Consider the following 18,115-nt stretch of genomic DNA (forward strand, 5'->3'; position numbering starts at 1 on the left):
TATGAAGATCACCAACGTTGAGGTCCTCGTCACGAGCCCGGGCCGTAACTTCGTCACCCTGCGTATCACCGCGGACGGCCTGACCGGCCTGGGGGACGCGACTCTCAACGGCCGCGAACTCGCGGTCGCCGCCTACCTCCAGGAGCACGTCGCCGCGCTGCTCATCGGCCGCGACGCGTCGCGCATCGAGGACGCGTGGCAGTACCTGTACCGGGGTGCCTACTGGCGCCGCGGGCCCGTCACGATGGCCGCGATCGCCGCGGTCGACACGGCGCTGTGGGACATCAAGGCGAAGGCCGCCGGCATGCCGCTGTACCAGTTGCTGGGCGGGCGCTCCCGCGACGGCCTGCTCGCCTACGGTCACGCCTCGGGTGCCGAGCTGCCGGAGCTGTTCGACTCCATCCGCCAGCACCTCGACGAGGGCTACCGGGCCATCCGTGTGCAGTCGGGCATCCCCGGCCTGCCGTCGGTCTACGGCGTCGCGTCCTCGGCCAACGCCGCCGCGGGCGCGGGCAGCGACGCGCGCTACGACTACGAGCCGGCGCGCCGCAGTGCCGTGCCCGTCGAGGAGACCTGGGACACCTCGGCGTACCTGCGCCACGTGCCCTCCGTCTTCGAGGCGGTGCGCAACGAGTTCGGACCCGAGCTGCCGCTGCTGCACGACGCCCACCACCGCCTCACGCCCATCCAGGCGGCGCGGCTGGGCAAGTCGCTCGAGCCCTACGACCTGTTCTGGCTCGAGGACGTCACGCCCGCGGAGAATGCCGCGGTGCTGCGCCGGGTGCGCGAGCACACCACCACGCCGCTCGCGATCGGCGAGGTGTTCAACACGGTGTGGGACTACCGCGAGATGTTCGAGGAGCAGCTCATCGACTACGTGCGCAGCCCCGTCACGCACGCGGGCGGCATCACCGGATTGCGCCGCATCTTCGACTTCGCGTCGGTGTATCAGATCAAGTCGGGTGCGCACGGGCCCACCGACGTGTCTCCGGTCGGCCTCGCGGCGGCCCTGCACCTGGGCGTCGCGATCCCGAACTTCGGCATCCAGGAGTACATGCAGCACTCGCCCGCGACGCTTGAGGTGTTCCGGTCCGGCTTCACGTTCGCCGACGGCCTGCTCAACCCCTCCGATGCTCCCGGCCTGGGAGTCGAGTACGACGACGAGGTGGCTGCCGCGCACGCGTATGCGCCCGCGTACTTGCCGGTCAACCGCCTGCGCGACGGGTCCATGCACGACTGGTGAACCCCACCTCCCCCGACAGTGTGAACCGACTCGCGCCGCGCCACGCCGGTACCGACGGCCGATGCCGTGGCCGGCCCGGCGCGTCGCGTCCCGTTGCGGTTCACACTGTCCGAGGGGAGGGGCTTAGGCGAACGGGTCCGGCGTCATCGTGTACTTGGTCTCGAGGTACTCGTGGATGCCCTCGGCGCCGCCCTCGCGGCCCAGGCCGGACATCTTGACGCCGCCAAAGGGCGCCGCGGCGTTGGAGATGACGCCCACGTTGAGGCCCATCATCCCGGTGTCGAGTCGCTCGATCATGCGCTGTCCCCGCGCCAGGGACTCGGTGTAGACGTAGGACACCAGGCCGTATTCGGTGTCGTTGGCGAGAGCCACGCCCTCGTCCTCGGTGGCAAACGTCGTGATGGCGAGGACGGGGCCGAAGATCTCCTCGCGCATGAGGTCGGCGTCCGCGGGGACGTCGGCCAGCACGGTGGGCTCGAAGAAGGTGCCCTCGCCGTCGACCGCCGAGCCGCCGGCGAGGACGCGGGCGCCACGCTCCACGGCATCGGCCACGAGCGAGGTCACCTTATCCAGCGCGTCCTGATCGATCAGTGGACCGATGTCCACGCCGTCCTCGGTCCCGCGCCCCACGCTCATGGCCTCGACCCGCTCGGTGACGCGGGACGCAAACTTCGGCGCGACGGACTCGTGCACCAGGAACCGGTTGGCAGCCGTGCACGCCTGTCCGATGTTGCGGAATTTCGCCGCCATCGCGCCCTCGACCGCGGCGTCCAGGTCCGCATCCTCGAAGACCACGAACGGCGCATTGCCGCCGAGCTCCATCGAGGTGCGCAGCACCCCGGAGGCGGCCTGCTTCAGCAGCGACGATCCCACCGAGGTGGAGCCGGTGAAGGACAGCTTGCGCAGGCGCGGGTCGGCGAGGATGGGCTCGGACACGTCGCTGGACGACGAGGTCGTGAGGACGTTGACCACGCCCGCTGGCACGCCCGCCTCCTCGAGGAGCGCGGCGAACGCGAGGGTGGTCAGCGGCGTCGACGACGCGGGCTTGATGACGACCGTGCAGCCGGCGGCCACCGCGGGGGCGATCTTCCGCGTGGCCATCGCGAGCGGGAAGTTCCACGGGGTGATGAGGTAGCACGGGCCCACGGCGTGCTGGCTGACGATCATCCGGCCGCTGCCCTCGGGGTTCGCGCCGTACCGGCCGGCAATGCGCGGGGCCTCCTCGGAGAACCACCGCAGGAACTCGCCGCCGTAGGTGACCTCGCCGCGCGACTGCTCGAGCGGCTTGCCCATCTCGAGCGTCATGAGCAGCGCGAAGTCGTCGGCGCGCTCCATGAGCAGGTCGAAGGCGCGGCGCAGGATCTCGCCGCGCTCGCGGGCGGGGGTGCGCGACCACGCCGGGAAGGCGTCGCTCGCGGCGTCCATGGCGGCGGTCGCGTCGTTGGGGGTGGCCGAGGCGATGGTTGCCAGCCGCATGCCCGTCGCCGGGTCGTTCACGTCGAGCGTGCCGCCGTCCGATGCCGGCCGCCACTGGCCGCCGATGAACAGCTCGGTGGGGACGGATGACAGGAGGGCGGTCTCGTCGGTCATGGTGACTCCTTCGCTGGTGGCGTTGGGAGGGACAACGGCTGAGGAGCCGAGGATCATCCGCTCAGCGTGCGCCGATCCAGTCGAGCGTCGCACCGAGACCGCCGAACGTGTACAGGTGTGTGGAGACCTCACCGTGCACCCGAGTATCGAGCCCGGCGAACAGCGCGTCGAGGAAGTCGTCGGGGTCGGCTGTGCCGAGCATGCCGCCCAGCTGTGCGCCGTACTTGCGGGCGAGGCTCGCCGTCGAGGCGACGCCCATGCGGCGCGCGAACGCCAGCAGCCTCGCCACCCCCATGGGGCCGGGCACGCCCACGCGGATGGGCAGCATGATGCCGTGCTCGCGCACGCGCGCGATCCACGCGAGGACCGCCGGGGCGTCGAAGGACACCTGTGACGTGATCGAGCCCGCGATGCCTTGATCGGTGAGCGCGGCACTCTTTCGCGCCAGCGCGTCCCACAGCACGTCGTCCGCGATCGCGGGGTGGCCCTCGGGGTAGCCGCCGACCCCCACCTCGCGCACCCCGTGACGCGCCAGCACGCCGGACTCGATGACGTCGAGCGCGCTCGCGAAGGGGCCCGCTGGCGTCCGCGGGTCACCGCCGATGACGAAGACCGACGCGGCGGCGGCCGCGTGGGCGAAGTCCTGGACGCTGGCCCCGAGCGCTGCCGCGGAGGCGATGCGTCGCGCCGCGAGGTGCGGCACGGGCGTGAGGCCGTGGGTGACGAGTTCGGAGGCGGTGGCGACCCGGTCGGCGTGGGTCTCGGTGGTCAGGGCCGTCACATGCACGCGCGCTCCGCCGGGAAGCCGCGCGGCGGCCTCCTGGACCTGGGGAAGGTCGGCCGCGGAGAGCTCGATCGAGAGGTCCGCGAGGACGGCGTCGTGGCCGATCATCGAGAGGCGCTCCCCGCGTCCGTGCGTCCCCACAGGTCCCACGGGAACGCCGCGAGCAGCGTCACGGTCACCGCGTCCAGGTCGAGGGCGGGTTCGGCGATCACGGCGCGCGCCGCGTCCGGGTCGGCGGCAAACGCGGGCGCCTCACGCCCGGTGCCCTCGTAGTAGTCCTGGTACTTGAAGGGTGGCTCGGCGCGCGGCTGCACCACCGCGCTCGGCACGCCTAGCGCATCGGCGATCACGATGCCGTGCAGCGACGACGCGATGACGGCCTCCGCGCTCGCGACGGCCGCGATGACCTCGCGTGCTGGCGTGCGCGGGCTGACGTATCCGGGCAGGCCCCGCCACCGGCTCTCGTCATGAAGATTGGGCAGCAGCACCACCCCGCGCGGCTCGGCGGCACGGGTCACGCCCAGGAGCGTCGGTGCGAGCAGGCCGGGGTCGCCGAAGACGTCTGGCACATCGAGCCCGCGCTCACGCAGCGCGGCCGCCGTTCGTGGCCCGCGCACCGCGCGCAGGTCGAGGTCGCGTGGGCGGTACGACCACTCGGGCACCTTGCCGTTCACGCCCGTGCCCCACACGACGTCGCCGGGCTGGGCGAGGTGGAGGATCGACCCGACGGTCAGCAGACGGGCGGACGATGCCGTGGCTCGGTTGGCGTCTGCCGTGCCACCACCGCTCGCCTCACCTGTCGTATCGCGCCCACGCTCGACGAGTGCCCACACCACGAGCGGTCCGAGCAGGTCGCCGAAGTTGTTGGCGCGTCGGTGCGGCCACCGCACCCGCCGTGTGACCGGGCCGGAGCCCACGGAGGCACGCGCATTCCAGTGCACCACCGCGACCCCGGCGATTCGTGCGGCCTGGCCCTTCACGCGTCCTCCTCAGTTCGGTTCAGGACGAGCGTACGGGTCAGGAACGTCACATCGGCCCGGGACTGTCGGTGGCCGCCGGTATTGTTGACGCAACGACCAAACTCTTGAGGGAGAGTGCAGTGGGGGGAGCCGCGGTGGCAGAGGACCCGTCGGAGACGACGCCGAGCGACGTGACGGGCGCCGTGCCGCTGGTGCGCCCCAGCACGCAGCGCATGCGCGGCAGGCGTGGCTGGGCCAAGAAGTATGAGCGCCGCCTCGCCGTGTCTGACCTGTTCGTGGTGACGCTGTCGATGGCGCTCGCGCATGGGGTGCGTTTCGGCTGGGAGCCGTTCATCCCCGTGCAGGGCGACAACGGGCCCGCCTACGCCCTCGTGACCGTCGCCATCATCGTCGTATGGGTCGTGCTGCTGGGCTGGTCCAAGTCCCGCGACGCCGCCGTGTTGGGCCACGGGCCGGAGGAGTTCCAGCGCGTCATGCACGCCTCGTGGCTCGTGTTTGCCGGCATCGCGATCGTGGGCTTCCTGACCCAGTGGCAGATCAGCCGCGGCTACCTGCTCTTTGCGATCCCCTTCGGCACGCTGATGTTGCTCGTCTACCGCGCGGCGTGGCGCTCGCTCGTCAAGTCGCAACGCGATGCCGGCCAGCTCCAGGCCCAGTGTGTGGTGGTGGGCCCTCCCAAGACCGTGCGCCAGATGATCCGTCGCCTGCACTCCGTGCCGCGCGCGGGCTACGCGGTCATCGGCGCGTGCCTGCCGGGGTCGGGGGCGGATCGTCACGAGTCCATCGAGGGCGTGTCGGTCCTCGGCGGTGCCGACGATGCCGCCGAACTCGCCATTCACGCCAACGCCGAGTACGTCATCCTCGCGGGCACCGACGCCATGTCCCTGCGCGAAACCAAGGAGTTGGGCTGGGAGCTCGAGGGCACGGGCGTGGGCCTCATCGTGGTGCCGACCATCGTCGACGTCGCCGGGCCCCGCGTGTCCATGAGTCCCGTGGACGGCCTGCCGCTGATGCACGTCGACGCCCCGCGATTCGAGGGTGGCCGCTACGCGCTGAAGAACACCCTGGACCGCATCACGGCGTTCATGGGTCTGCTGGTCCTCGCCATCCCCATGGCCCTCGTCGCCATCGCCATCAAGCTCGAGAGCCCCGGCCCGGTGTTCTTCAAGCAGATCCGCGTGGGTGTGGACCACCGCCTGTTCACCATGTACAAGTTCCGCTCCATGTACACCGACGCCGAGCAGCGGTTGGCCGCGCTCCACGCCGTGCAGGGTGTGGACGCAGGCAACGAGGTCCTGTTCAAGATGAAGGACGACCCGCGGGTCACCCGTGTGGGCAAGTTCCTCCGCCGCTTTTCCATCGACGAGCTTCCCCAGTTGATCAACGTGCTGAAGGGCAACATGTCGCTGGTGGGGCCGCGCCCACCGCTGCCGCGCGAGGTGGAGCAGTGGGAGGAGAACGTGGGGCGCCGCCAGCTCGTGAAGCCGGGCCTCACGGGTCTGTGGCAGGTCTCGGGTCGCTCGGACCTGGACTGGGAGCAGTCCGTACGCCTCGACCTGTACTACGCGGAAAACTGGTCCATCGGCGGCGATCTGGTGATCTTGGCCCGCACTGCCTGGGCCGTCGTCGCGGGTCGTGGAGCCTACTAAATCGGTAGCCACGAGTGACATCGGTCACTAGGCTGAGGGAGCGTGTCGTGAGGGCGGCGCGCTCCTGGAGGCAAAGCATGAAAAGGCCGATGCGCACGCTGGCATTCGTGGGCGCGTCTGCCCTACTCCTGACGGGTTGCACCGGCGATCCGGAGCCGGTGATCTCGACGTCGGCGACCTCGGCGCCTGTCCCCAGCATCTCTGCGCCGGACGTCGAATCCTCGCCCCAGGGAGGCGATGTTGACGTCACGCCGGCCAGTTACATCGTGACCGCCCCTAGCGACAGGGTCGACGTGTACGACGAGGTCGACGGCACTGTGACCCAGACCGTGGCCGCGGAGGACGTCCTCAGCGCACCGGGACAGACGCCGCTGACGTTCCTGGTGAAGGAGCTGCGCGACGACTGGGCCGAGGTGTACCTGCCCGTGCGCCCCAACGGCTCCACGGGCTGGATCCCGCTGGCCGACGAGCAGTTGACCGCGACGTCCTACCGCCTCGAGATCTCGCTGACGGACTTCACGCTGAGCCTCTTCGAGGGCGACGATGAGGTCTTCACCGCCGAGGTGGGCGTGGGTCGTGACGACCGCCCCACCCCCGGCGGGGTCTACTACATCCGTGAGCTCTTGCAGCCGCCGGATCCCGAGGGCGTCTACGGCCCGTTCGCCTACGGCCTGTCGGGCTACTCGCCCGTCCTGGACGAGTTCAAGGGCGGCGAGGCGATCATCGGCATTCATGGCACCGACGAGCCCGACAGGCTCGGCAGCTACGTCTCCTCGGGCTGCATCCGCATGGCCAACGACGCGATCACGGAGCTCGTCACCGAGTTCGGCGTCCCGCTGGGCACGCCGGTCTACATTTCCGACCAGGCCGCGGACCTGACCGCGGCCTAAGGCGGCTTCAGTACGGCCGATGCACCACGCATCGGCCGTCTTGTCGTGCCTTCCGTAGGGGAGACAAAAGGCGGGCCCCCTCCCGCGAGGCTGAGGCTCGCGGGAGGGGGCCCTCCGGCTGACTAGTGCAGGGGTGCGTGTCAGCCGGTGTACGTGACGCTCGCGACGCGAACAGCCACGGGCTTGGGGGCGTCGGCGACCTTGGTCGGCGTGAGCGGCGGCGCGTCGAGCACCACGGTCGTGGTGGTCGGCGGGTTGGCCGCGCAGGTCGGGGTGGCCGGCGGGTAGTTCACCGTCACCGTGGTCTCGGGGTTGACCTGGACCAGGACCTGCACGCCGTCACGCGTCCAACCGAAGTTGTCCTGGGGGTCGTCCACCGGCATCCACTCGCCGTCCTCGTCCTGGACCCAGCCGGGCCAGTCGGTGGCGACGAAGGTGTCTCCGTTGGTCGGGTCGATCTGGTCCTCGGTGTAGCCCGCCGCGGGTGCGACGGCCGCTCCGGGCCAGAGGATCCGGCCTTCGCCCAGCGGGTAGGTGCCCGGCAGGGTGTAGTCCTCGCCATCGGGGTTGACGAAGGTGATGGTGGCCATGGGCTCCTCACCCTCCTCGACTCCGTCGAGCGGCTGGTCATCGGGGTTGGTGACCACGATGTTGTAGGACAGCCACGGGGCATCGGCCACACAGGTGCCGCCGATGAAGGACCCGGTCAGCGTGGGCTCTGCGGGCTCCTCACAGCCGCCGGCGAACATGTCGTCGCGCCATAGCTGGTCGGTCTCGGAGTTGAACATCGACTCCATGATCGTGAGGGGAGACCACTCGCCATCGGCCTCCGAGCAGATCTGGATGGGCGTGCACTCCAGGCCGTTGACCCACGCGATGGCACCCGCGGGGGCCTCGCCGTAGTAGGTCACCATCTGGGCGGCCCCGTCGGTGAACTCGCAGACCTCGATCACGGGGGGCTCACAGTCGCCCGCGGCGGCGGGGTAGGTGACGCCGGTGATCTCGGTCTCCGGGTTGAGCTGGACCGTCACGGTCGCGCCGTCACGGGTCCACCCGTAGTTGTCGGTGCCCACGTTCTTCAGCACGCCGTCGATGGTGTCCCAACCAGGCCAGGCGTTGGGGTTGCCGTCGCCGTCGGTACCGAAGCCGGGCCACTCGATCTGGCCGGACCACAGCGGGTAGTCCGCAGGGTCGATGGCCACGGTGGTCGACCAGGGGGTGAAGCCCTCCTTCGAGAACGTGATGGTGATCTCGGTGAGGTCGCTGGCCTCGTTGGGCAACTGGGCGGCCGGGTCGTTGAGGTCAACCGTCCAGTTGATCAGCGGCGTCCCGTCGGAGCAGATGGCCTCGACGTACGAGCTGTCGATGTCGAAGCAGTCCTCGTCGGGCTCGTCGATGGTGAACTCGTACGTGAACAGCGCGTAGGGGTTCAGCTCGATGACCATCGGCTGCACCAGTCCCGGCTCGGCGAGCACGGGCGCGGGCATGGCGGTGATGCGGTAGTCACCCGGGCCCAGGTCGAGGGCACTGATGTCCACCTCGGCCCCCGGCAGGAACGGGCCGTAGGTGTCGACGACGGTGACGCCGTCCTCGCCGAGCTTCACCAGGGTGAACACCACGGGGCTCTGGAAGGAGCCGATCACGGCCTCGTAGTCGAACCCGCCGAAGTCGGGGTTGAGGCAGGTGAGGTCGGTGTGCGTGCCACCGGCGCTCGGCGTGACGGGGGTCGCACAGTCGTTCTTCCAGTAGTCGAGCCAGGCCTCCCAGCCGGACTCGCCCTCGAACTCCTCGGGCCAGTTCCTGCCGTCGAAGGCGATGGTGTACCCGTTCTTCTCGACGCTGAACGGCGGGATGATGTCGGCGTCGTGCGTGCCGCTATCGGTGCCGTGGCCATTCGCGAAGTCGAACTCCCACTGCGAGCCGTTGAAGATCGCGTTGAACGAGATCTCGATGTTGTTGAACGGGTTCTGGCCGGACTCGGTGGCGTGGCAGATCTTCACCTTGTCAGAGACGTCGAAGCAGTCGCGGGCGTCGCCGGTCCACTCCGTGTACTCCTCGGGCAGGTCCTCCTCGTAGTAGTCCTGGCCGTACCAGCCACCCTCGCCCTCTTCGCAGATGGTGACGACCGGGCCGCAGTACTTGGCGTCGACCGCGGTCTCGATGGCGGGGTCGCCCTCCCAGAGGGTGGCGTACTCGTAGCCACCGTCACCGTCGGGGACGCAGTACTCGTCGTTGGTGAGCTCGCAGCCGGCGGGGACGGGGGCCTGCTCGGAGTAGTTCTCCCACAGGACGTAGTGGTCCCAGCCCTGCGCTGCGGGGTTGGCGGACGCCGCGAGCGAGGCGTGGCTCGCGGTCCCGGTGTCCTTGTCGAACACGCAGTAGTCCACCGGCGGAGGCTCGCATTCGCCCGAGTTCTCGATCTTGATGATCCAGTGGACCATCTCGGGGGTCCAGATGGCGTCGTCGGCAGGCTTGCCGCCGTTGGGCCACGTCAGCAGCTTGGAGCTGCGCAGGTTGTCGAGGACGCCCTGGTCCGAGGTGCCGTCGATCCGGTAGCGGTCCAGCTGGATCCACTGGTCGACGTCACAGACCGGCACTCCACAGTCGCCGGAGCCGAGCAGGGCCTCCTTGCTGGCGCCCTCGGCCAGCCACTTCTGCGGGAAGTTCGCCTGGGTGACGACGGCCTGGTAGCCCTCGACCAGCCTGTCGACCCCCTGGTCGACCTTCCAGCAGACGTAGACGTAGTAGTAGCAGTCGGTGGTGGAGCCGCGCTTGAACTTCAGCTCGTAGCCCATCTCTTGGATGGCTGCGATCTGGTTCTCGCTGAAGTTCTCGCACACGGGCGGCGGGGGAGTCTCACACTTCTTCGGGTCCACGGCGGTGTAGCCCACCTCGTCGTCGTACACGGAGACCTTCTCGAAGCCGCCGTTGCCGTCGGCCACACAGATCTCGATCATCGACGGCGTGCAGTCGGACTCGTCGACCTGGTCGCGCGGCAGGCCGCCCTCGGCAACCTCGACGATGTCGGCGACATCGTTCTCGGCGTCCCACTGGCACACATACATGGGGTCGGGCGTGGGCTCGCCGCAGTCAACGTTGGGCCAGATGTCGAGTTCATTGACCTGGATGAAGGTGATACGGAAGTACTCCCAGTTCAGCGTGGCCCACTTCGCGGTGTCCCTGAAGTTCACGGTGTAGGTCTTCTGCCCGTATCCCGGGGTGTTGACGTCCCAGTGCCAGGAGATGGACTCCTCGGGGCCAAAGGGCTTGCCGTCGTCGTCCAGCTGTTGGATCTTGAAGTTGATGTGCTGGCCGTCGAAGGCGTACGGCCAGGTGGCGGTGATGGTGCCGTCGCAGTAGTACTCGACGGTCGGCTTGCCCTGCGGCACGTAGTGCACCATGTAGTGCGACACGTCCTTGCCGGACGAGTGCGTGATGGTGACCGTCTTGGCCGGCGGGTCGACGTTCTTGATCTCCGGCCCGTTGCCGTTCTGCGTGGAAGCGGACTTCACGCAGTACTTGTCGATGAGTTTGCCGGCGGGCGCGGTGACCTCGACCGATTTCTTATCTCCGGTGACGTCGATCTTGTTCGACCAGCCGTCGCCCGAGACGATGTCGGAACAGACTTTGACGGAGTCGTCGGTCCCGGTGGCGAGCGCCGGGAGCGACGCCGTCGTCAGTCCGATCATGGCGAGTGTCGCGGCAACCACCGCAGCCACCCACATGTGGAAATGGGTCCTCAGCTTCATTGCATTCCTCCTTTGCCGCGGCTGGCGCCCCCCAGAGCGCCCCTCAGCGCCGCGACACTTAAGGACGACGGTAGTGATATTTGTCACACTGGCAACTTGGACGTGTTGCTGATGTGGCTGATGTGACAGGAGAATCGTCGTGTGACGAAAGTCACAGTGTTATCGGCGTGGAAAGCGTGATGCTCCCAAAACCGGGACCAAGGGCCCACGCCCGGACCACACGACCGCGACCCGACAGTTCGCACCGGGACGCCCCGCGACGCACCGCGGACGACCCTCGCGGCACCAAGATCACCGGCGCGCCCGCCCGCGATCCGGTTCACACCGTCGGCGGGGCGTCCGAGCAGCCGAGCCCCAGTGGAACAATGGCGCCCGTGACGATCGCCCCGGAGAGCACCGACCTGGCCGCACACCTGCGCGCGCGCGTGGACGGGGAGGTCGACGACAGCCCCCGGCGCCGCGCCGAGTACTCGACCGACGCCTCCAATTACCGCGTCCCGCCCCAGGTGGTCGTCTTCCCGCGTGACACCGACGACCTCGAGGCCGCGCTCGCGGCCGCGCGAGAGATCGCCGCCCCGGTCACCATGCGCGGCGGCGGCACGTCCGTGGCCGGCAACTCCATCGGCCCCGGCGTCGTCATCGACACCAGCCGCCACATGAACCGGCTGCTCGAGCTCGACCCCGAAAACCGCACGGCCCGCGTCCAGCCCGGCCTCATCCTGGGCGACCTCCAAAAGGAAGCAGCCAAGCACGGCCTGCGCTTCGGCCCCGACCCCTCCACCACCAACCGCGCGACGCTCGGCGGCCTGATCGGCAACAACGCGTGCGGCCCCCACGCCGTCGCCCACGGCAAGACCAGCGACAACGTCCACGCCCTCGAGGTCATCACCGGCGACGGCCGCCGCCTCACCGCCGGCCGCAAGGGCACCGCCGCCATCGACGGACTCGACGACCTCATCCGCGCCAACCTCGCGCTGATCCGCACCGAGTTCGGTCGGTTCGAGCGCCAGGTCAGCGGCTACTCGCTCCAGCACCTGCTGCCCGAGCTCGGCGGCGACCTCGCCCGCTTCCTGGTCGGCACCGAGGGCACGCTCGCCACCACGCTCGAGGCCACCGTGCGCCTGGTCCCCATCGCCCCCGTGCGCCTCACGGTCGCCTTCGGCTACGAGGACATGCCCCAGGCGGCCGATGCCGTCGTGCCGATCATGGCCCACTCACCCCACGCGGTGGAGGGCCTGGATGCCCGCCTCATCGCCCGCATCCGCGCCGCCAAGGGTGACCAGGCCATCCCCGACCTGCCGCCGGGAGCCGGCTGGCTGTTCGTCGAGGTCGGAGCCGACACCGAGGACGAGGCGCGGGAGATTCTGGCGAGGATCACGGCCGATGCCGGCACCAGCTCCGTACGGGTCCTCGAGGATCCTGCGGAGGCCGCGCGCCTGTGGGCCATCCGCGCCGACGGCGCCGGGCTCGCCGGACGCAGCGCCGACAACAAGGAGTGCTGGCCCGGCTGGGAGGACGCCGCCGTCCCGCCCGAGAACCTGGGCACGTATTTGCGCGAGTTCGACACGCTCATGGACAGCCACGGCGTCACGGGCCAGCCGTTCGGCCACTTCGGCGACGGCTGCATCCACGTGCGCCTCGACATCCCGCTCCAGGACGACGGCAGGCCCCTGCGCGCCTTCATGGAGGACGCCGCCGCGCTGGTCGCCCGCCACGGCGGGTCCCTCAGCGGCGAGCATGGCGACGGCCGCGCCCGCGGCGAGCTGCTCCACACGATGTACTCGCCCGAGGCCATCGGCCTGTTCGGCGACATCAAGCGCCTCTTCGACCCCCAGCGCCACCTCAACCCCGGAGTGGTGGTCGACCCCGCCCCCCTGGACGCCGACCTGCGCCGCCCCGCCGCGCCCCGCACGCCCAAATCCACGGGCCTCGCCTTCGCGCACGACCACGGTGACCTCACCGAGGCCGTCCACCGCTGCACAGGTGTGGGGAAGTGCCGCGCTGACTCCATCGGCGGCAACAACGGCTTCATGTGCCCCAGTTACACGGCCACCAAGGACGAGAAGGACGTCACGCGCGGCCGCGCGCGCGTGCTGCAGGACGCCATCAACGGCACGCTCATCGGTGGATTGAAGGCCCCCGAGGTACGCGAGTCGCTCGACCTGTGCCTGAGCTGCAAGGCCTGCAGTTCCGACTGCCCGTCGGGCGTCGACATGGCCGCCTACAAGGCCGAGGTGCTTCACCGCACCTACAAGAACAAGATCCGCCCCGTCGCGCACTACTCCATTGGGTGGCTGCCGCGCTGGCTCAAGGCCATCGGCATCGCGCCGGGTCTCGTCAACGCGGCGCTCAAACCCCGGTGGATCCAGAAGACCGCGGTGAGCCTCGCCGGCATGGACACCCGCAGGACGTTGCCCACCTTCTCGACCACGCCGTTCCGCAAGTCTGCCGTCGCGAAGGCGAGGCGGAAGGGGAAGCCGGCCACGGCATCGGCCGCCGGAAACCGGGTTGTCTTGTGGGCGGACAGCTTCACGGACGGCCTGGACGCGCAGATCCCCGCCGCGATGGTGTCGGTGCTCGAGGACGCGGGCTTCGAGGTCATCGTGCCCGAGCAGTCCGTGTGCTGCGGCGTCACCTGGATCTCGACGGGCCAGCTGGACGGCGCCCGCCGCCGCCTCCAGGACCTGCTCCAGGTGCTGGGTCCGTACGCGGTCAACGGCATCCCGATCATCGGCGTCGAGCCTAGTTGCACCGCCACGCTGCGCGGCGACCTCACGGAATTGCTGCCCGACGACCCTCGCGCTCACGCGGTGGCTCGCGGTACGTTCTCCCTGGCTGAGGTGCTGATGGGGAAGGCGCCGGCCAGACCACGTGAGGGGTGGAGCGTGCCACGACTGGACGATGTGACCGCGGTGGTGCAGCCGCACTGCCACCACTACTCGGTGACCGGCTTCACGCCGGACCACGAACTGCTGAAGACGGCAGGCGCGAGCGTGACGGAGACGGCGGGCTGCTGCGGGCTGGCCGGCAACTGGGGCACGGAGAAGCGTCACTACGACACGTCCGTCGCGGTCGCAGAGAACTCGCTGCTGCCGGCGCTGCGCCACGCCCCCGATGGTGCGATCTACCTGGCCGATGGCGTCAGCTGCCGCACCCAGGCCGAGGACCTCGCCGGCACGCGCGGCATGCATCTCGCGGAGTTGCTCGCGGAGCGCATCGGCGTTTGGCCCGACGCAGGTGCGACGGCATGAGCCTCAAGCGCCTGGGCGGCTGGATCTTCTGGCTCGCGTTGCTCGCCGGCGTCATCGCCGCGGCGGGCTGGAAGGTCTACGTGGACCCCGACGCCGACGCCGCGCCCGAGCAGTCCGACGTCGCGTACGTCATCGGCCCGCCCACCGACGCGCGCATGCAGGTGGCGCTCGAGATGCTCGAGTCCGGCAGCGCCGACACGCTCATGGTCTCGCTCAACCCCGACGAGACCGAGTGGTCGCTCGCGCAAGCCGCGTGCGCGGGCGCGGGGGACTTCGCCCGCTACCGGGTGCTGTGCGACATGCCCGACCCGTTCACCACGCGCGGCGAGGCCCAGTGGCTGGAGTCCGAGGTCACAGCGAACGAGTGGGACAGCGCCTCGGTCATCACCTTCACGCCGCACATCGAACGCGCACGGGTGTACATGGAGCGCTGCTTTGGCGGCGACCTGTCGATGATCGACTCGGGGGAGGACCTGGACCCCTGGTACTGGGCCTATCAGTACGCGTACCAGACCGGTGCTTTCATGAAGGCCGGGCTCACGTACGAGCAGTGCTGAGGAGCGGGCGCCGTCCCGCCACGCGCGCCCCGTACCCTAGGGGCGTGCTCCGCCGCCTCGTCCTCGCCTCCCTCGCCGCCCTGACGCTCGCCGCCTGCGCGCCCTCGTCCGAGGCCGTCGACCTCCCTGACGCCGCGGCGTTCGAGCGGCAGATCCTCGAGCAGGTCAACGTGCTGCGTTTCGACCAGAACGTCGACCGCCTGGAGGCGAGCGAGTGCCTGGCGAACCACGCGCGCGAGCGTGCCACGGGTTTGCTGGGCGCCGTCGAGGCACCCACCGAGGACCTTCCCGCCGACTGCGGCGACTACGACTACGCCGGCGAGAACGTCTCCCGTTCCGATCAGACCGCCACCGAGGTGGTCGACACCTGGGCCGCCGAGGCCACCCAGGCGCCCAACCTGGTCGACGAGCAGTTCGAGATCGCGGGCGTGGGCTGTGTGCCCGTCGCGGCCGCCGACAACACCCGTGTGGCCGAGGACGGCGAGGGTGTGGCCGGCATGGCCTGCTCGATCATCTTCCAGGGATATACGGCATGAGGCCGATGCCCCGGCTGGCGGCCGTCGCCGGTCTCGCCCTGGCGGCGACGGCCCTCGCGGGCTGCGGCGCCGACGAGCCGGTCGACCTCCCCGACGCGGACACCTACGCGCGGGCGCTGTTCGACGAAACAAATGCCGTGCGCGCCAAGAACGACCTCGAGCCTCTTATGTGGGATGACTGTCTGGCAGCCGAGGCCACCGAGCGCGCCGACGCGGTCAAGGACGACGAGAAGCTGACCCACGCCACGCTCACCGCGCAGTGCACCGACGGCGAGCTGGCGGGGGAGAACCTCATCCGCATGGACGTTCAGCCCGACGAGGCCGTCGATGCCTGGATGAACTCCCCCAGTCACGCGGCCAACATTCTCACGCCCGGCTACCACTACCTGGGCGTGGGCTGCGTGCCGGCCGCTCAGGCGCTCGCGTGCTCGTGGGTCGCGGAGGGTGACCCCGGCGCGGGTTCGGCGATCTCCTAGCCCGGCGTTTCGCCCCTGATCCAGTCCGCGATGTCCTTCACGCCGGATTCGATGATCGCGAAGGACTCGTCGTAGGCCTCCTGCTCGCGTCCATAGGGGTCGGGGACGTCGGCGATCTCCATGCCGGCGAGCTGGGGCCGGAAGGCCGCGATGGCCTCTGGAATGTCAGCGAGCCGCTCGGCGGGGGTGTCGCCCTCGAGCTCCGCCCCGGCGCGCGCGGCCTGCACGAGCTCGTCGAAAAGGACGGTGCGCCGCAGCGCGGCGGGGGTCTGCTGGACAATCTCGGTGCGGTGCTCATGGGTCATCGCCACGACGATGCCCGCCTCGCTGGCGATCGTCGACGTCAGTTGTCGCGCCGCGTGCCCGCGGCCGTCGATGCCCGCGCCGTCCAGGTTCATCAGCATCTCTGTGGGAATCCCGCGACCCACCATGGCGCCCACGCCCGCGCTGCTCACCGCGGCGAGGTCGCCCAGGTACTCTTTCAGCAACAATTCCGCGGCAGGGGAGCGGCAGATGTTGCCGGTGCACACCGTCAGGATGCTCGTCATGGTTGAACCCCTCAGTCCTGTCCGCGTCCCCACCGCCCACGTCGAGGAGCAAGCGAACAGTGCCCACCGTAGCGGCCCATGCCGGCACCAGGCCAGCGCGACGGTGGCCATGGGTCGTGGCCGGCGCCGCTGTCTTGGCCCTGGTACCGGTCGGGTTATTCGCCTGGGACGGCTACCAGCTGCTCACGTCGGTCGATGAGCTGGAGTCGTCGGCCGCCGCGGCCCAGCAGGCCGTGACCGACCGTGACGCCACGGCGCTGACCACCGAAGTCGCGGACCTGCAGGTCGCGGCCGCGACTTTCGCCGCGCACTCGTCCGGGTGGCACTGGGACCTCGCGGCCCACGTGCCGTGGGTGAGCGACCAGACGGTGCCGCTGCAGCAGGTGGGTCAGTCGGTCAGCGTGATCGCGGACGATGCCCTGGGCCCGCTCGCGGACATGGGTGACCTCTCCGCGTTGGAGGCGCCCCCCATTCAGGACGGACGCATCGACCCGTTCTTCCTGGAGGATTTCCGCGCGCCACTCGCTCAAGCGTCCGATGTCCTGGCCGAGCAGTCGGAGCAGCTCGCCGCCGTCGACATGACCGGCACGCTCGAGCAGATTTCCGACCCGTACGAGGGGCTTGAGGACGATCTGTCTCAGATGGGCGACCTGGTCTACGTGGCCCACGTCGCCGCCGAACTCCTGCCCACCATGCTGGGCGGCGAGGAGCCGCGCACCTACGCGCTGATGGTGCAAAACAACGCCGAGCCGCGCGCCTCGGGTGGCATCCCCGGCGCGGTGCTCGAGCTCACCGTGGACGACGGACGCGTGTCGCTCGGCGACTACATCCCAGCCTCCACCATGAGCGACCCCCAGAACCCGGTGGCAACCCTCACGGACGACGAGGAACGCATCTACTCCATCAAGATGGCCCAGTACGCGCAGAACGTGAACTTCACCCCCGAATACCCGCGCGCGGCCGAGGTGATGGCGGCGTTCTGGGAGCGCGAGACGGGCGAGGCCGTCGACGGCGTGCTGTCGATCGACCCCGTCGCCATGGGCTACATGCTCGACGGCATGGAGCCGGTCACCATCGACGACGTGGAGATCACGAGCGACAACCTCGCGCAGGTGCTGCTGTCCGACGTGTATTGGAAGTACCCCGAGCCTCAGCAGTCCGATGCGTTCTTCGCCCTCGCGGCCCGCGAGCTCTTCGGCCAGCTCCTTGGCGGCACCACCGACGTGATGGGTGGTGTCGAGACGGCGATCGACCAGCGGCGCTTCCTCGCGTGGTCGGCCCACGGCTCGGAACAGGACCTGCTCGCCACGGTCCCGCTCGCCGGAGACCTCGTCAGTGACGGGGACACCACCGGCGTCTACCTCAACGACGCCAACGGCGCGAAGATCGGGTACTACATCGACCAGGACATCGAGGTCACCAACACGGTCTGCGCCGGCGGCGAGGTGCGCGGCCAGACCCTCGCGGTTACCTTCACCCACACCTACGACGGCGATATCGAAGAATTACCCGATTATGTTTCAGGTGGCGGGCAATTCGTCGACGTAGGACAATTCGTGGCGAATATGCATTTCTACCCGCCCGAGGGCTCCACGGTGACCCGTGTCGAGCAGGATGGCAACGCGGCGCTGTACAGCCCCGACACTCACGACGGACGCGCCATGCTGACGCTCCGGATCGACCTCAGCCCTGGTGAAGGCACCACTGTTGAGTTCCAGACCAGCCTCGCCGAGCCTGCACCTCAGGCGCCCCAGGTGGCGTGGACGCCCTTGTCGCGAGTGGCGAATGTTACAGATGTGAAAACTTTGGGTGGGAGCAGCACAAATACCTGTTAGCCTGTCCGTGACTTTGAACGTGCACCA

At 69.5% G+C, this 18,115-nt stretch carries 13 protein-coding genes; 8 read left to right on the forward strand and 5 right to left on the reverse strand.

Annotation, left to right across the window (positions count from 1 at the left end):
• Nucleotide 1: 1 nt before the first annotated feature.
• Nucleotides 2–1,243, forward strand: a complete 1,242-nt coding sequence (gene manD / locus B7K24_RS03865; RefSeq protein ID WP_084128821.1) for a D-mannonate dehydratase ManD — start codon at nucleotides 2–4, stop codon at nucleotides 1,241–1,243.
• 123 nt (nucleotides 1,244–1,366) lie between these two features.
• On the opposite strand, the gene B7K24_RS03870 is transcribed toward manD, so the two are convergent.
• The 3 genes from B7K24_RS03870 to B7K24_RS03880 all read right to left on the reverse strand — a co-directional run bounded on the left by B7K24_RS03870 (nucleotide 1,367) and on the right by B7K24_RS03880 (nucleotide 4,597).
• Nucleotides 1,367–2,833 carry an NAD-dependent succinate-semialdehyde dehydrogenase gene (locus B7K24_RS03870; protein WP_084128822.1) on the reverse strand — a complete coding sequence of 489 codons (1,467 nt, stop codon included), beginning with the start codon at nucleotides 2,831–2,833 and terminating at the stop codon, nucleotides 1,367–1,369.
• Between the two features lie 61 nt (nucleotides 2,834–2,894).
• Complete coding sequence (locus B7K24_RS03875; protein ID WP_084129239.1) at nucleotides 2,895–3,725, reverse strand: methylenetetrahydrofolate reductase; 831 nt, start codon at nucleotides 3,723–3,725, stop codon at nucleotides 2,895–2,897.
• Nucleotides 3,722–4,597 (reverse strand): polysaccharide pyruvyl transferase family protein, encoded by an 876-nt coding sequence (locus tag B7K24_RS03880; RefSeq protein WP_144268106.1) that lies wholly within the window; start codon nucleotides 4,595–4,597, stop codon nucleotides 3,722–3,724. The genes B7K24_RS03875 and B7K24_RS03880 overlap by 4 nt, the downstream gene beginning before the upstream one ends.
• A 134-nt stretch (nucleotides 4,598–4,731) precedes the next feature.
• Between B7K24_RS03880 and B7K24_RS03885 the strand changes: the two genes are divergently transcribed.
• Together B7K24_RS03885 and B7K24_RS03890 are read left to right on the forward strand one after the other, a co-directional pair.
• The gene (locus tag B7K24_RS03885; RefSeq protein ID WP_144268107.1) at nucleotides 4,732–6,246 is read left to right on the forward strand and encodes a sugar transferase; all 1,515 of its coding nucleotides are present in this window, start codon (nucleotides 4,732–4,734) and stop codon (nucleotides 6,244–6,246) included.
• Nucleotides 6,247–6,335: 89 nt separating this feature from the next.
• A complete protein-coding gene (locus B7K24_RS03890; protein WP_159449135.1) occupies nucleotides 6,336–7,136 on the forward strand; it encodes a L,D-transpeptidase in 801 nt (266 codons plus the stop codon).
• 140 nt (nucleotides 7,137–7,276) lie between these two features.
• Here the strand turns inward: B7K24_RS03890 and B7K24_RS03895 are convergent, their stop codons facing one another.
• Complete coding sequence (locus B7K24_RS03895; RefSeq protein ID WP_084128825.1) at nucleotides 7,277–10,885, reverse strand: hypothetical protein; 3,609 nt, start codon at nucleotides 10,883–10,885, stop codon at nucleotides 7,277–7,279.
• 365 nt (nucleotides 10,886–11,250) lie between these two features.
• Between B7K24_RS03895 and B7K24_RS03900 the strand changes: the two genes are divergently transcribed.
• The 4 genes from B7K24_RS03900 to B7K24_RS03910 are packed head-to-tail and all read left to right on the forward strand — an operon-like array spanning nucleotide 11,251 to nucleotide 15,705.
• A complete protein-coding gene (locus B7K24_RS03900; RefSeq protein ID WP_084128826.1) occupies nucleotides 11,251–14,136 on the forward strand; it encodes an FAD-binding and (Fe-S)-binding domain-containing protein in 2,886 nt (961 codons plus the stop codon).
• A complete protein-coding gene (locus tag B7K24_RS13390) occupies nucleotides 14,133–14,693 on the forward strand; it encodes a YdcF family protein (protein WP_159449136.1) in 561 nt (186 codons plus the stop codon). Before B7K24_RS03900 ends, B7K24_RS13390 begins: the two co-directional genes overlap by 4 nt.
• Before the next feature lie 44 nt (nucleotides 14,694–14,737).
• Nucleotides 14,738–15,229, forward strand: a complete 492-nt coding sequence (locus tag B7K24_RS13395) for a CAP domain-containing protein (protein WP_159449137.1) — start codon at nucleotides 14,738–14,740, stop codon at nucleotides 15,227–15,229.
• Nucleotides 15,226–15,705, forward strand: a complete 480-nt coding sequence (locus B7K24_RS03910; protein ID WP_084128828.1) for a CAP domain-containing protein — start codon at nucleotides 15,226–15,228, stop codon at nucleotides 15,703–15,705. Before B7K24_RS13395 ends, B7K24_RS03910 begins: the two co-directional genes overlap by 4 nt.
• Here the strand turns inward: B7K24_RS03910 and B7K24_RS03915 are convergent.
• A complete protein-coding gene (locus B7K24_RS03915) occupies nucleotides 15,702–16,253 on the reverse strand; it encodes a low molecular weight phosphatase family protein (protein WP_159449138.1) in 552 nt (183 codons plus the stop codon). The genes B7K24_RS03910 and B7K24_RS03915 overlap by 4 nt on opposite strands.
• A 59-nt stretch (nucleotides 16,254–16,312) precedes the next feature.
• Here B7K24_RS03915 and B7K24_RS03920 point away from each other — a divergent pair, with 59 nt between their 5' ends.
• Nucleotides 16,313–18,088, forward strand: coding sequence for a DUF4012 domain-containing protein (locus B7K24_RS03920; RefSeq protein ID WP_234986539.1), 1,776 nt, complete (start codon nucleotides 16,313–16,315; stop codon nucleotides 18,086–18,088).
• Nucleotides 18,089–18,115 lie beyond the last annotated feature (27 nt).

Source organism: Demequina sp. NBRC 110055 (assembly GCF_002090135.1).
In the GTDB taxonomy this organism is placed as follows: domain Bacteria; phylum Actinomycetota; class Actinomycetes; order Actinomycetales; family Demequinaceae; genus Demequina.

Bases quoted from the DNA above. Each gene is read 5' to 3' on its own strand.
- B7K24_RS03915 (WP_159449138.1), bottom strand. From the start codon at position 16,253: ATGACGAGCATCCTGACGGTGTGCACCGGCAACATCTGCCGCTCCCCT.
- B7K24_RS03875 (WP_084129239.1), bottom strand. From the start codon at position 3,725: ATGATCGGCCACGACGCCGTCCTCGCGGACCTCTCGATCGAGCTCTCC.
- B7K24_RS03890 (WP_159449135.1), top strand. From the start codon at position 6,336: ATGCGCACGCTGGCATTCGTGGGCGCGTCTGCCCTACTCCTGACGGGT.
- manD (WP_084128821.1), top strand. From the start codon at position 2: ATGAAGATCACCAACGTTGAGGTCCTCGTCACGAGCCCGGGCCGTAAC.
- B7K24_RS03910 (WP_084128828.1), top strand. From the start codon at position 15,226: ATGAGGCCGATGCCCCGGCTGGCGGCCGTCGCCGGTCTCGCCCTGGCG.
- B7K24_RS03870 (WP_084128822.1), bottom strand. From the start codon at position 2,833: ATGACCGACGAGACCGCCCTCCTGTCATCCGTCCCCACCGAGCTGTTC.
- B7K24_RS03900 (WP_084128826.1), top strand. From the start codon at position 11,251: ATGGCGCCCGTGACGATCGCCCCGGAGAGCACCGACCTGGCCGCACAC.
- B7K24_RS13390 (WP_159449136.1), top strand. From the start codon at position 14,133: ATGAGCCTCAAGCGCCTGGGCGGCTGGATCTTCTGGCTCGCGTTGCTC.
- B7K24_RS03895 (WP_084128825.1), bottom strand. From the start codon at position 10,885: ATGAAGCTGAGGACCCATTTCCACATGTGGGTGGCTGCGGTGGTTGCC.